This is a genomic window from Pseudomonas sp. NFACC42-2, assembly GCF_900116055.1.
Lineage (GTDB): Bacteria > Pseudomonadota > Gammaproteobacteria > Pseudomonadales > Pseudomonadaceae > Aquipseudomonas > Aquipseudomonas marginalis.
In genome coordinates this window covers 103,880-118,258 of sequence record NZ_FOZO01000002.1, presented here as the reverse complement: position 1 = coordinate 118,258, position 14,379 = coordinate 103,880, and the positions used below count along the sequence as shown (strand labels likewise).

11 protein-coding genes are annotated in these 14,379 nt (G+C 64.5%); 10 read left to right on the top strand and 1 reads right to left on the bottom strand.

What is annotated here, in order from left to right; translation table 11 throughout:
- Nucleotides 1-138 precede the first annotated feature (138 nt).
- From BM416_RS04285 to BM416_RS04240, 10 genes are all read left to right on the top strand, one after another.
- The gene (locus tag BM416_RS04285; protein ID WP_027607423.1) at nucleotides 139-2,532 is read left to right on the top strand and encodes a TonB-dependent receptor plug domain-containing protein; all 2,394 of its coding nucleotides are present in this window, start codon (nucleotides 139-141) and stop codon (nucleotides 2,530-2,532) included.
- A gap of 15 nt (nucleotides 2,533-2,547) precedes the next feature.
- Complete coding sequence (locus tag BM416_RS04280) at nucleotides 2,548-3,513, top strand: amino acid ABC transporter permease (RefSeq protein WP_092485876.1); 966 nt, start codon at nucleotides 2,548-2,550, stop codon at nucleotides 3,511-3,513.
- Complete coding sequence (locus BM416_RS04275) at nucleotides 3,506-4,279, top strand: amino acid ABC transporter ATP-binding protein (RefSeq protein WP_092485874.1); 774 nt, start codon at nucleotides 3,506-3,508, stop codon at nucleotides 4,277-4,279. Before BM416_RS04280 ends, BM416_RS04275 begins: the two co-directional genes overlap by 8 nt.
- 18 nt (nucleotides 4,280-4,297) lie before the next feature.
- Entirely contained in the window at nucleotides 4,298-5,221 is a 924-nt protein-coding gene (locus BM416_RS04270; protein WP_092485871.1) for an ABC transporter substrate-binding protein, read from the top strand.
- Between the two features lie 12 nt (nucleotides 5,222-5,233).
- Nucleotides 5,234-6,817 (top strand): flavin monoamine oxidase family protein, encoded by a 1,584-nt coding sequence (locus tag BM416_RS04265; protein ID WP_092485868.1) that lies wholly within the window; start codon nucleotides 5,234-5,236, stop codon nucleotides 6,815-6,817.
- A gap of 11 nt (nucleotides 6,818-6,828) precedes the next feature.
- Nucleotides 6,829-7,251 carry a RidA family protein gene (locus tag BM416_RS04260; protein WP_027607428.1) on the top strand — a complete coding sequence of 141 codons (423 nt, stop codon included), beginning with the start codon at nucleotides 6,829-6,831 and terminating at the stop codon, nucleotides 7,249-7,251.
- Nucleotides 7,252-7,473: 222 nt separating this feature from the next.
- The gene (locus tag BM416_RS04255; protein WP_092485864.1) at nucleotides 7,474-7,974 is read left to right on the top strand and encodes a DUF2165 family protein; all 501 of its coding nucleotides are present in this window, start codon (nucleotides 7,474-7,476) and stop codon (nucleotides 7,972-7,974) included.
- A 36-nt stretch (nucleotides 7,975-8,010) separates the two neighbouring features.
- Complete coding sequence (locus BM416_RS04250) at nucleotides 8,011-9,117, top strand: efflux RND transporter periplasmic adaptor subunit (protein ID WP_092485861.1); 1,107 nt, start codon at nucleotides 8,011-8,013, stop codon at nucleotides 9,115-9,117.
- Between the two features lie 21 nt (nucleotides 9,118-9,138).
- Nucleotides 9,139-12,222 (top strand): MexW/MexI family multidrug efflux RND transporter permease subunit, encoded by a 3,084-nt coding sequence (locus BM416_RS04245; protein ID WP_092485858.1) that lies wholly within the window; start codon nucleotides 9,139-9,141, stop codon nucleotides 12,220-12,222.
- Complete coding sequence (locus tag BM416_RS04240) at nucleotides 12,219-13,661, top strand: efflux transporter outer membrane subunit (RefSeq protein ID WP_092485855.1); 1,443 nt, start codon at nucleotides 12,219-12,221, stop codon at nucleotides 13,659-13,661. Before BM416_RS04245 ends, BM416_RS04240 begins: the two co-directional genes overlap by 4 nt.
- Here the strand turns inward: BM416_RS04240 and BM416_RS04235 are convergent.
- A complete protein-coding gene (locus BM416_RS04235) occupies nucleotides 13,628-14,365 on the bottom strand; it encodes a nitroreductase family protein (protein ID WP_027607433.1) in 738 nt (245 codons plus the stop codon). The two genes, BM416_RS04240 and BM416_RS04235, sit on opposite strands and share 34 nt — an antisense overlap.
- Nucleotides 14,366-14,379 lie beyond the last annotated feature (14 nt).

Genomic DNA, 14,379 nt, shown 5'->3' with positions numbered 1-14,379 from the left:
CAACGTATGTTGCCGACTCAAACCCCTCGACTGCCCCACACCTAGTCCCCAATCGCCGCAACACCCCTGAAAAAAATCGAGCACCGCGCCCGCCCGCGTGACTGCCCGACTTCGCGATTTGGAATGTCTGGAGTGGCTATGAAGCAAGTCTTACAACCGACCGCCATCCTGGCGCTGGCAATCCTGGCCACTACCGCCCGGGCCCAGGACGACAGCACCCTGTCCACCGTGGTGGTCACCGGTAACCGTGGCGCCGAACAACGCACGGTCACCAGCAGCCCGGTGCCGATCGATGTGGTCAGCGCCAAGCAATTGCAGAGCACCGGCAAGCCCGGTCTGATGGAGGCCTTGAGCGCGGTGATCCCGTCGCTGACCCTGCCGGAAAAAACCGGTTGGGACGCCAGCGGCATCGCCCGTGCGCCGAACCTGCGCGGCATGAGTGCCGCCGAAGTGCTGGTGCTGGTCAATGGCAAGCGCCGCCACACCGCGGCCACCCTGAACATCAACGGCATCAACACCGGCGCCGCGCCGGCAGACCTGGATTTGATCCCCATCAGCGCCATCGACCACGTCGAAGTCCTGCGCGACGGGGCCGCCGCCCAGTACGGCTCCGATGCCATCGCCGGGGTCATCAACGTAATCCTCAAGGCCGACACCAGTGGCACCTCGGTGACCAATGTCGGCCAGGGTTACGACGGCAAGAAACAGACCGTGCAGCAAAGCCTCAACAAGGGCTTCGAGATCGGCAACGGCGGCATCGTGCAGTTGGCCCTGGACGCGCGCAGTCAGAACGACGACAACAAGGCCAGCGCCAACGGCTACACCTACGCCCAGGCCTTTGAGCAGGCCGGCCGCTCCACCTATGGCGGCTACGGCACACCGAAGACCAACCTGCTGACCCTGGGCTACAACGCCGAATTGCCGATCGACGACAGCTTCAGCCTGTATTCCTTCACCACCTATTCGCGGCGCAAGGCCGAGCAGGGCCAGAACTTCCGCCTGCCGACCATCACCAACACCATCACCACCGGGCCTAACGGTTACCCCGGCGGCTACACGCCGACCTGGTATATCGACGAGGACGACTTCCAGGCCGCATTCGGCGGTAAAGGCACCGTCGGCGAGTGGGACTGGGACCTGTCCACCACCTACGGACGCAACGAGGCGGAGCAGGGCACCACCCATAACCAGAACCCATCCCTGGGCGAGGCCACGCCGAACAGCTTCACCTCCGGTACCTGGATTTCCACCGAGCTGACCACCAACCTCGATTTCAAGCGCGGCTTCGACATCGGCCTGCAAAAGCCGCTGGACCTGAGCTACGGTTTCGAACATCGCCGCGACACCTACGAGGTGCAGGCCGGTGACTATGAGTCCTACGCCAACGGCGGCTACTGCGTGGCACCGGGTAACTGTGCGTCGTCCGGGGCCCAGGTCACCAACGGCATCTCGCCGGATGAAGAAAGCAGCGCCTCGCGCAACAGCCTCGCCAGTTACGTCGACGTGGGCTTCAACCCGGTGCCGGACTGGTACGTGGGTACCGCGTTTCGCTACGAGCATTACAACCAGGGCGTGGGCGCTACCCGCAGCGGCAAGCTGACCACCCGCTACGACTTCACCCCGCAGTTCGCCGTGCGCGCCACCGTGAGCAATGGCTTCCGTGCACCGTCCCTGGCCAACAGCCTGTTCAGTGCGCGGTCCACCACCTATGGCGTGGTCGACGGCGTGTACCAATCGATCAACTACGGCGTGCTGCCGGTAGGTTCGGCCGCTGCCCAGGCCTTGGGGGCGCAGGAACTGAAACCCGAGCGTTCCACCAACTTCAGCCTGGGTTTCACGCTGACCCCCAGCGATCGCCTGCGCTTCACCGCCGACGCCTACGTGATCAACCTGCGCGACCGCATCACCCTCACGGGCACCTTGCTCGGCCCGGAAATCACCCAGGTGCTGCAAGGCAATGGCATCACCTCCACCTCCGGCGGCCAGTACTTCATCAACGGCGCCGACACCCGCACCAAAGGCCTGGACCTGGTCGGCAACTACAGCCAGGACCTCGGCCCCTATGGCGCGCTGAAATGGACCGCCGCGTTCAACTGGAACCAGACCAGAATCCTCAATTACAAGGAATCCACCACGATCCTGGGCACGGCCTATGACCTGATGGACCGCCAGGCCCGCAACCTGATCACCGGCGTGCAGCCCAGCACCAAGCTGATCCTCGGTGGCGACTGGAGCATCGAGCGCTTCAACCTCAACCTGGCCCTGACCCGCTACGGCTCTTACAAAGAGGTCAACGTCTCCGCCGACCGCAGCCTCGACCGGGTCTACAGCGCCAAGTGGATCACCGACCTCGACCTTGGCTACAACCTCACCAAAGACCTCAACGTGGCCATCGGCGCCAAGAACCTGTTCGACGTCTACCCGAAAAAACAAGGTGTACCGAGCAGCACCATGGTCAGCAGCTACGGCACCTATTCGCCCTACGGTTTTACCGGCGGGTACTACTACACCCGCTTGACCTATGCCTTCTAGGCCGAGGAATACACCATGCCCATCGTTGCCAAATCCTATGACCTGATTGACTCGCCCGGCGCGCTGCGCCAGGCCCGTGTGTCCACGCCGATCAAAGCCCTGCAGGTGGTGCCCGCGCGGCATCCCTGGCGCTGGGCCGGGTCGATCTTTGCCGCGCTGGTGCTGCTCGCCATCGGGCATTCCCTGGCCACCAACCCGCGCTGGGAGTGGGGCGTGTTCGGCCAGTGGTTCTTCTCGCCGTCGGTGCTGCGTGGCCTCGGCCAGACCCTGTTGCTGACGCTGCTGAGCACGGTGTTCAGCGCCATCCTCGGCACTGCGCTGGCGTTGGCGCGGCTGTCGGGCTCGCCGCTGCTGGCGGCCCTGGCCTGGGGCTACATCTGGTTTTTCCGCTCGATGCCGGCGCTGCTGGTGCTGATCATCCTCTACAACTTCGCTTACCTGTACGACCACATCGTCCTCGGTGTGCCGTTTACCGGCGTGGTGTTCGCCGAGTGGTCGACGGTGGACGTGCTCAGCCAATTCACCGTGGCCGTACTGGGCCTGAGCCTGATGCAGGCGGCGTACGCGGCGGAGATCATTCGCGGCGGCCTGATCGGTGTGGATGCCGGCCAGCATGAGGCGGCGGCGGCCCTGGGCCTGCCGGCCTCGCGGCGCATCTTCCGGATCATCCTGCCCCAGGCGCTGCGCTCGATCCTGCCGTCGGGGTTCAATGAAATCATCGGCCTGGTCAAGGGCACCTCCATCGTCTACGTGTTGGCCTTGCCGGAGCTGTTCTACACCGTGCAGGTCATCTACAACCGCACCCAGGCGGTGATCCCGCTGCTGATCGTCGCCACCGTCTGGTACCTGATCATCACCACCGTGCTCACCAGCGCCCAGTACTACGTCGAGCGTCATTTCGCCCGGGGTACGGCCAGGGTGCTGCCGCCCACGCCGTTGCAACGCGTGCGCCGCTGGCTGAAGGAGAACACCCATGAGTGAAGCCCGCGCCGGCCGTATCCAGATCCAGGGCGTGGGCAAGCGCTTTGGCAATCAACAGGTGTTGAAAGACATCGACCTGACCATCGATCCGGGCAAGGTCACGGTGATTCTCGGGCCGTCCGGCTCGGGTAAATCCACCTTGCTGCGCACCATCAACCACCTGGAAAAGATCGACAGCGGGCACATCACCATCGACGGTGAATACGTGGGTTATCGACGCAAGGGCGACCTGCTTTACGAGCTCAAGGAACGCGAGATTCTCAAGCGCCGTATCGACGTCGGTTTTGTGTTCCAGAACTTCAACCTGTTCCCGCACCTCACCGCCTGGGAAAACGTCGCCGAGGCGCCGCTGGCGCACAAGCGCTGGAGCAAGGCCGGCGCCCAGGCCAAGGCCACCGCACTGTTGGCCAAGGTTGGCCTGGCGGACAAGGTCGATGCCTACCCACGCCAGCTTTCCGGCGGCCAGCAACAGCGCGTGGCGATTGCCCGCGCACTGGCGCTGGACCCCAAGGTGCTGCTGTTCGATGAACCCACCTCGGCCCTCGACCCGGAACTGGTGGGCGAAGTACTCGACGTGATCAAGGGCCTGACCCAGCTGGGCGTGACCCTGGTGATCGTCACCCACGAAATCGGTTTTGCCCGCGAAGTGGCCGACCACGTGGTGTTCCTCTGCGACGGCGAGTTGATCGAAGAAGGCCCGCCCGAACAGATTTTCCGCCAACCCCGACATCCCCGCACCGTGGCCTTTCTCGGCAAGGTGCTTTAGTTCAAGGAGTGACTGCCCATGTTCATCAACACCACCCGCGTGGCCCTGCTGGCGCTGGCCGTCAGTGCTGCGCAAAGCGCGTTCGCCGTGCAACAGGTCGACCTCAGCCCCGACCGCCCACGCATCCATGTGCCGCGTAACGAAGCGGCGATTGCGCAGATCCCGCCGGGCTTCAAGTTCGCCCAACCGGGCAAGTTCACCGTGGCCGTGTCCGGCGTGGCCGGGCCGCCCCTGGCGCTGTTGGCCAGCGACGACAAGACCACCATCGGCAGCGAAGCCGACACCGCGCAACTGGTGGCCGACAGCCTCGGCCTGCAACTCAATGTGGTGCAGACCAGCTGGGAAGACTGGCCCCTGGGCGTCAGCTCGGGCAAGTACGACGCGGTGATCAGCAACGTCACCGTGACCGAGGCGCGCAAGAAGCGCTTTGACTTCGCCACCTATCGCCAGGATGTGCTCGGCTTCTACGTCAAGACCACCAGCCAGATCAGCGAGATCAAGCAGGCAGCCGATATTGCCGGGTTGAAGATCATCGTCGGCTCCGGCACCAACCAGGAAAAAGTCCTGCTGGCCTGGAACGAGGCCAACGAAAAGGCCGGTCTCAAGCCCGCGCTGTTGCAGTACTTCGACGACCAGGCCGCCGCGCAACTGGCGGTGCAATCGGGGCGCAGCGATGCGCTGTTCGGGCCCAACTCGGTGTACGCCTATTCGGCGGCGATTACCGGCGGCATCAAGCGCGTCGGCACGGTGAACGGTGGCTGGCCATTGCAGGCGGACATTGCCGTGACCACCCGCAAGGACAACGGCCTGGTCAAGCCGATCCACACCGCCCTGGAGGGCGCGATTGCCGGCGGCCAGTACGAGCAGGTTCTGCAACGCTGGGGCCTGGATGTGGAGCGCGTCGACAAGTCGCTGATCAACCCACCGGGCCTGCCGGATTAAGGAGCAATCGACATGGGACTGACACGACGTGAAGCGTTGTCGAGCATCGCTGCGGTAGGCGGCGAAAAAGCCGTCAAGGATGCACTCGCGGTACTCGGCCTGGGTCCGTCATCGCATCGGCGGCCGCAACCGTTGAAACTCAAGGACGGCCTGGGGCAGGGCACCCGCGTGCTGGTGCTGGGTGCCGGGATTGCCGGGCTGGTCACCGCCCTGGAACTGACCCGCGCCGGGTTCAGCGTGCAGGTGCTGGAAGCCCGTGAGCGGGTCGGCGGTCGCACCTGGACAATCCGTCATGGCGACCGCGTGGACTACCAGGATGGCCGTACGCAGACCGCCGCGTTCGAGCCGGGGCATTACTTCAACGCCGGGCCGGCACGGATTCCCAGCCAGCACCGCACGATCCTCGATTATTGCAGTGAGCTGGGGGTGCCGCTGGAAGTGCTGGTCAACAGCAGCCATGGCGCCCAGGTGCGGCCGGATGTGCAAAAGCCGGCGTTCAGCGTCGGCCAGGCGATCAACGATGCGCGCGGGCATTTATCCGGGTTGCTGGCCAAGGCGGTGCAGCGCGATGCCCTCGACGATGTGCTGAGCGCCGAGGAACGCACGCGCTTACTGGCGTTTTTGCAAGTGTATGGCGACCTGTCCCAGGAGCTGGCCTTCGAGGGCACGATCCGTTCGGGGCACCTGGAATCGCCTGCACATCCTGGCGCCTTGCCCGCCAGCCGCAGCCCGTTGGCACTGGACCAACTGCTGCACCCCGAACTGTGGGGCGCCTTGCTGCACACCGAATTTCCGGAGTTTTCGGCGACCATGTTCCAACCGGTGGGCGGCATGGACCGCATCACCGACGCCTTCTACCGGCGCGTCAGCGATCACGTGCAACTGGGTGCCCAGGTGCGCCAGATCCGTCAGTTGGAAGACGGCGTGGCCGTGACCTACCACGACCAACGCAGCGGTCGCGAGCAGGTGGTGCGCGCCGACTATCTGGTCTCGACCTTGCCGCTGCCACTGCTGGCCAAGCTCGACACCGACTTCAGCGACCCGATCAAGGCCGCCTTGCTCAGCACCCGCAGCGACCAAGCCACCAAAGTGGCGTGGCAGTCCCCACGCTTCTGGGAAACCGACTACCGCACCTACGGCGGCCTGTCGTGGATCGAACACCCGGCGCGCCTGCTCTGGTACCCGAGCAACGACCTCAACACCCGCGAGGGCTTGTTGGTAGCCGGCTACGTGACCGGGGAGGGCGCCGATGCGTTTGGTGCGCGACCGTTCGACCAGCAGTACGCCACTTCCAAGGAAGCGGTGGAACTGCTGCATCCGGGCTACTCCAGGCACCTGCGTCACCCGCTGGCGGTGTCCTGGGAACAGATCCCCTTCAGCGAAGGCCCGTGGCTGCAACGTGAACACTTCCCCGCCGATGCCAGCGCCTTGCTCGAAGAGGGCCACGGCCGCGTGTACTTCGCCGGCGACGGCCTGGTGCAAAGCGGGGTGGGCATCTGGCAGGAATCGGCGGCCAACTCGGCGCGGCATGTGGTCGCGCAACTGGCTGACCGCGTGACCCAACAACGACAGGTCGCGGCACTCGCCGCCTCTTAAGGAGACACATCATGAGCGACAGCATTCAACGCACCAGCGTCGGCGATTTCCCGATCTCGCAGACCGTCACCGTACCGGCGTCCGCCAGCCTGATCTTTGTCAGCGGGACCTTGCCGGACCTGGTTGATCCAACGGTTCCCGGGGTGTTTGGCAACACCGAAGTGCAGACGGTTTCGGTGTTCAACAAGCTGCGCCAGATCCTGCGCCAGCAAGACCTGGACCTGGGCGATATCGTGCAGTTACGGGTATTCCTGGTCGGCGCCGAGGAAACGGGCGGCAAGCTGGATTTCGCCGGGTTGCAGCGTGGGTATACGCAGTTCTTCGGCACCCCCGAGCAGCCGAACAAGCCGGCACGCACCGCGTTGCAGGTCGTGGCGTTGCCATTGCCCGGTGCACTGGTGGAAATCGAAGCCATCGCTGCCAGGACGGCGTGATAATCCCTCGCAAGTAACCCCCCTCACAACCGCTTCCGGGCTTCGGCGTGACTGCGCCGAACGCCCCGGCGGGCGCCTGCCAGACAGCGTTTCCAACCTTCCTGAAGCCCCTCCCGCACAAAGATAAATCTTGTATTTAAACGCCTGCGACGTATTATCCAAGCAATGTCTTGTGTATATACCTGAGGCTGGATTTCCCTTTCGGCAAATACGGAGGTTTGAATGACTGTGGAGGCAGGGTTACTGGGTCACTCGATGTCGGTGTTCCTGTGCGTACAGGCCATTGGCTTGAGCCTGTGGCTGAGCATTGCGGTGCTTAACAACTGGCAAGCGTTTCGCAGCTCGGTAGGCGCGGTAGGCGCGACCATGGCCATGGAGCCGTTGCGCCAGAGCCCCGCCATCGATATTCCCTTGCTGGTGCGGGCCGTGCGTTCACCCCGTTTGCACCAACTGGCGCTGCTGGTGGTGCTGGCCCTGCAATTGGTCGCCGCGCTCGCGGCCTGGACCGGCAGTTATCAGTTGATCCTCGGCGACGGCCTGCTGTCGGCACGGCCCTGGCTCAACCTCGCCCTGAGTGCGTTTTCGGCGTTTGTCTTCGCGATGCTGCTGGGGGGCTTGTGGTTCGGCTACTGGATTCGCCAGGAGGGGTTGCAACTGACTCACCTGGTGCTGTCGATCTGGGCGGTACTGGCCTTCTTCCTGTTCAACCACAGCTGGCTGTGAACCGCGCGTAACGTACTCATCGTGATAAGGACGTCCATGAACAAGAAGAAGATAACCAGCCTGGTGTTGATTCCGGTGGCGGTCATCGCGGTGGTGATGATGTCGCGCGCGCCGTCCCAGGCCCAATCTGCCGATGCCCCCGCCAGCGCCTTGACCAAGGTGGCCCTGGGGGTGGTGCAATTGCGCCCGGCCAATGTGTATTTCGCCGGCGTTGGTGAGCTGGAAGCGGCCTCCCAGGTGCAGGTTTCCGCCGAGGCAGGTGGGCGGGTCACCTTGATCAACTTCGAGTCGGGCCGCCAGGTCAAGGCTGGCGAGGTGCTGGTCAAACTCAACGATGCCCCGGAACAGGCCGAGCAGTTGCGGCTGCAGGCCCAGGTGCGCAATGCCGAGATCATCCGCAAGCGGGTGACCGGGCTGGTCAGGGAAAACGCCGCGACCCAGGAACAGCTCGACAACGCCCGGGCCGCCCATGACATGGCCTTGGGCGAGTTGAAAAAAGTCCAGGCACTGATTGCCCAGAAGACTATCCGCGCACCCTTCGCCGGAGTGCTGGGGATTCGCCAGGTCAACGAAGGGCAGTACCTCAATGTCGGCGACCGCATCGTCAGCCTGGTCAACACCCAGGTGCTCTATGTCAATTTTTCCCTGGATGAGCAGCTCAGTCGCCGCCTGGTCGTCGGGCAAACCGTGGGCGTGCTGATCGACGCCTACCCTGACCGGGTGTTCAAGGCGCGGATCAGTGCCGTCGACCCGATGATCGGCCGCTCACGCACGGTGCAGGTGCAGGCCACGCTGGAGAGCCCGGACGCCCCCCTCAAGCCGGGCATGTACGCCAGCGTCAAAGTGGCCGATACCGAGGTGGCCGATGTGCTCACCGTGCCGGAAACGGCGGTGGCCTACACCGCCTATGGCGATACCGTTTTCCTTGCCCGCCCGGACCAGGGCGCCACGCTGGTGGTCAAGCGGGTGGCGGTGAAAATCGGCCAGCGCCAGGACGGTTGGGTCCAGATCCAGGAAGGCTTGCACGAGGGTGACCAGGTGGTGACCTCCGGGCAACTCAAGCTCAGTGACGGCATGGCGGTGCAGCCGACCGATGACACCCTGGCCCTGCCTGCGTCCAAACCGCCTGTGACGGGCATCTGATTCTTCGCCCAGAGAACGCTCATGACTTTCACCGATATTTTCGTTCGGCGGCCGGTGCTCGCGCTTGTCGTCAGTATTCTGATCCTGCTGCTGGGGATCATGTCCTTGTTGCAGCTGCCGATCCGCCAGTACCCGATGCTGGAAAGCTCCACCATCACCGTGACCACCGAATACCCCGGCGCGTCATCCGACCTGATGCAAGGCTTCGTCACTCAACCGATTGCCCAGGCGGTGTCATCGGTGGAAGGCGTGGATTACCTGTCGAGTTCGTCGGTGCAGGGGCGCAGCGTGGTCACGGTGCGCATGGAGCTCAACCGGGACTCGACCCAGGCCCTCACGGAAGTCATGGCCAAGGTCAACCAGGTGCGTTTCCGGCTGCCGGAGCAGGCCTATGACCCGGTGATCGAGCGCTCGTCCGGCGAGTCGACGGCGGTGGCCTATATCGGGTTCTCCAGCCCGACCCTGTCGACCCCGGCCTTGACCGATTACCTGGCGCGGGTGGTGGAGCCGGTGATGAGCACCATCGAGGGCGTGGCCAAGGTCCAGGTGTTCGGCGGGCAAACCCTGGCGATGCGCCTGTGGATCGACCCCGCACGGCTGGCCGCTCGCGGCCTGACCGCCGCCGATGTGGCCGACGCGGTGCGCCGCAACAACTACCAGGCGGCGCCGGGCAAGGTCAAAGGCCTGTTCGTGGTCGCCAACCTGCGGGTCAATACCGACCTGACCAACGTCAATGAATTTCGCGATTTGGTGCTGCGCAACGATGGCAACGGCCTGGTGCGCCTGAAGGATGTCGGTACCGTGGAGCTGGGCGCGGCGTCCAGCGAAACCAGCGCCACCATGGACGGCGTTTCGGCCGTGCACCTGGGGTTGTTCCCGACGCCCGGCGGCAACCCGCTGGTGATCGTCGACGGTATCAAGAAACTCCTGCCGGACGTGCGCAAGACCCTGCCGCCGGACGTCAAGGCCGAGCTGGCGTTTGAAACCGCGCGCTTTATCCAGACCTCCATCGACGAGGTGATGAAGACCCTGCTCGAGGCCTTGCTGATCGTGGTGATCGTCATCTACCTGTGCCTGGGGTCGTTGCGCACGGTACTGATTCCGGTGGTAACCATCCCCTTGTCGATGCTGGGGGCCGCGGCGCTGATGCTGGCGTTCGGTTTCAGCCTCAACCTGTTGACGCTGCTGGCGATGGTGCTGGCCGTGGGGCTGGTGGTGGACGATGCGATTGTGGTGGTGGAGAACGTGCACCGGCATATCGAGGAGGGCAAGACCCCGGTGGCGGCCGCCCTGGTCGGTGCGCGGGAAGTGGCGGGGCCGGTGATCGCCATGACCATTACCCTGGCGGCGGTGTATGCGCCTATCGGCATGATGGGCGGCCTCACGGGGGCGTTGTTTCGTGAGTTCGCCCTGACCCTGGCCGGCGCGGTGATCGTGTCCGGCGTGGTGGCGCTGACGTTGTCGCCGGTCATGAGCTCGTTCCTGCTGCAGTCCAAGCAATCGGAAGGGCGCATGGCACACCTGGCCAACCGTTTCTTCGACGGCCTGGCCCTGCGTTATGCCAAGGTACTGGACCTGTCGTTGCGGCATCGCTGGCTCAGCGGGCTGTTTGCCTTGCTGGTGATGATCAGCCTGCCGTGGCTGTACCAGCTGCCGCAGCGGGAGCTGGCGCCCACCGAAGACCAGGCCGGGCTGCTCACCGCCATCAAGGCGCCGCAACATGCCAACCTGGAATACGTCGAACGCTTTTCCGCCAAGCTGAATGAGGTCTATGGGCGCCTGCCGGAAACCGTCAGCACCTGGATCATCAATGGCAGCGACGGCATCGCCTCGAGCATTGGCGGCATCAACCTGACGTTGTGGGGCGAGCGCGAGCGCACTGCCGCGCAGATCCAGGTAGACCTGCAGGCGGCCACCAACGACGTGGAAGGCACCAGCATCTTTGCCTTCCAGTTGCCGGCCTTGCCGGGCTCCACCGGTGGCCTGCCGGTGCAACTGGTGCTGCGCAGCTCCCAGGATTACCGCGTGCTGTACGAAACCATGGAGCAGATCAAGCAGAAGGCCCGCGACAGTGGGTTGTTCGCCGTGGTCGACAGTGACCTGGACTATAACAACCCGGTGGTACAGGTGCGGGTGGACCGGGCCAAGGCCAACAGCCTGGGGATCCGCATGCAGGACATCGGCGAATCGCTGGCGGTGCTGGTGGGGGAAAACTACCTCAACCGCTTTGGCCTGGAGGGCCGCTCCTATGATGTGATAGCCCAGAGCCCCGGCAGCGAACGCCTGACGCCTGAAGCCCTGACCCGCCAGTACGTGCGCACCGAGGATGGCACGCTGATTCCGCTGTCGACGGTGATCCAGGTGTCCGAGCACGTCGAACCCAACAAGCTGACCCAGTTCAACCAGCAGAACGCCGCGACCTTCCAGGGCGTGCCGGCGGCCGGGGTCACCCTGGGCGACGCCGTGGCGTTCCTGGAGGGCGTCACCGCCGAGTTGCCCGTCGGGTTCAGCTACGACTGGCAATCCGATGCGCGGCAGTACACCCAGGAAGGCAATGCGCTGCTGCTGGCGTTCCTGGCGGCGGTGATCGTGATTTACCTGGTACTGGCGGCGCAGTACGAAAGCCTGATGGACCCGCTGATCATCCTGATCACCGTGCCGCTGTCCATCAGCGGCGCGCTGATTCCCCTGGCGCTGGGCTACGCCACGATCAATATCTACACCCAGATCGGCCTGGTGACCCTGATCGGGCTGATCAGCAAGCACGGCATCCTGATGGTCGAGTTCGCCAACGCCCTGCAGGCCCAGGAACACCTCGACCGTTCCGAGGCGATACGCAAGGCCGCGCAGATTCGCTTGCGGCCGATCCTGATGACGACGGCGGCCATGGTGGTCGGCCTGGTGCCGCTGCTGTTCGCCTCGGGTGCCGGGGCCAACAGCCGCTATGGCCTGGGGGTGGTAATTGTATCGGGCATGCTGATCGGTACCTGCTTCACCCTGTTCGTGCTGCCGACGGTCTACACCCTGCTGGCCCGCAAGCATTCAGTGGCGGCCTCGACCCCACGGGCCCAGTCCCTGGCGCAAACCCTGAGGAGTGAACCATGAAGCCCGGCAAAACTGTCACGATCCTGCTGGCGTTGGCGCTGCTCAACGGCTGCATGGTCGGGCCGCATTACGAAAAGCCCATAACCCCGCCGATCAGCCTGGTCACTGCACAAAAGGCCTTGTTCGCCCAACAGGCGCCGGTGCAGGCCCAGTGGTGGTCGTTTTTTGACGACGCCGAGCTCGATCGCCTGATCGACACGGCGCTGGCGCATAACCATGACATTCGCCAGGCCCAGGCCAACCTGTTGGCCTCCCGTGCGGTGTTCGATGACCGCCGGCTCGACCAGTATCCCGGCGTCACCGCCCGTACCGCCTATGGCCGCAGCCTGGAGCAGCAGTTGCCGTTCGACGGTGGGCCACCGGAGCGGATGCTGTCGCAGACCTATCGCGCCGGCTTTGATGTGCAGTGGGAGATCGACGTGTTCGGGCGTTTGCAACGCCTGACCGCCTCGGCCATGGCACGCTCGGAGGCGGCGCAGGCGGACCTGGCGCTGATGCAGTTGAGCATCGCTGCCGATGTCGCGCGTTATTACTACGAGCAGCAAGGCTTGAGCCGCAGCCTGGAAGTGGCCCAGGCCCAGGTCAGTGCCTGGCGCGAAACGCTCACGCTGACCAGCGCTCAGGTGCGCGCCGGCAGCGGCCAATTCGAGGATCAGCAAAACGCCCATGCCAACCTGCTGCTCAGTGAGGCGGCGATTCCACCGTTGCTGACGCGGATCCAGGAAACCGGTTATCGCCTGGACGTATTGACCGGCCAACCACCGCGTCAACAGCAGGCCCTGGCCAAGGCGCATTTCCTCGCGCCCCTGGCCCGGCAACTGCCCTTGGGCGATGTCGACCAGTTGATCCGCAATCGTCCGGATGTGGTCAGCGCCGAACGCCTGCTGGCCGCCAGCACCGAAGACGTCGGCGCCGCCACGGCGGAGTTGTACCCACGCCTGAACCTGGGCGGTTTCATTGGCTTCTTCGCCCTGCGCGGCGGCGATCTGGGCAGCGCGTCCCGCGCGTATGAGCTGGCGCCGTCGGTGGACTGGCCGGCGTTTCGCCTGGGCAATGTGCGTGCTCGCCTGCGCGGTTCCCAGGCCCAGGCCGAAGGTGCCCTGGCGCGCTATCAACAGTCGCTGCTCAAGGCCCAGGAAGATGTGGAAAATGCGCTGATGCGCCTGGCGCAGGACCAGACCCGCCTGGGCGCGTTGCTGGCGTCCGCCACCCATGCCGAGCAGGCGATCGACATCGCCAGCAAACGCTACCGCAGCGGTTCGGGCACCTACATGGCGGTGCTGGAAAACCAGCGTGCGTTTTTCCTGATCAAGAAGGACGTGGCCGATGCCGAGACGGCGTCCTACCTCAACGCCATCGCGTTATACAAGGCGCTGGGCTGGGGCAGTGGCGGTGCGCAGCAGGCTCAATCAGCGGACAAACCATTGGCCAGCAACTGAGCCTTGAGATCGGGCCGGTAGTTACGTGCATACGTGCGGCCCACGGTACTTGACCAGGACTGGCCGTCCGCACGGCCGATGATCTGCCAATGGCGCATCAGATGCTGGTCATAGGCACTGATCGCCGGTGCCAGCGCGGCCGGGTTGTAGCGCTCGTCGTGACGGAAGGCTTCGATGCCCATGCGCGGTTTCTGTGCCGCCGGCTCGTGCACATGACCCAGGGCCAGGCCGCACAGGGCGAAGGTCTGCTCGGGCAGCCCGAGCAGCTCGATCATCGCCTCGGCGTTGGCACGAATGCCGCCCACCGGCACCACGCCCAACCCCAATGAGCGTGCGGCGATCATCAGCGTGCTGAGGATGATGCCGCCGTCGGTGCTGGCGGCGATCAGCCCTTCCAAATGCCGCTGGATCTGCTGTTGCTGGCCATTGAGTGCGGCACCGACGGCGGTTTTGTGAAAGTCCACCACCAGGGTGATAAACACCGGTGCCGACGCGATCCAGGGCTGGCCGCCGGCTATTGCCGCAATGCGTTGGCGGGTACCTGCGTCGCGCACGACCACCACGGAAATATGCTGGGCATTGAAGGACGTCGGCGCCAGGTGGCCGGCACGCAAGATGGCATCCAGGTGTTCGTCGCTGACGGGCGTGGGTTGGAAGCTGCGCTCGCTGCGGTGGTTGGCGAGCAAGTCGATAGTCGGGGTCATGGCCTTATTCCTTT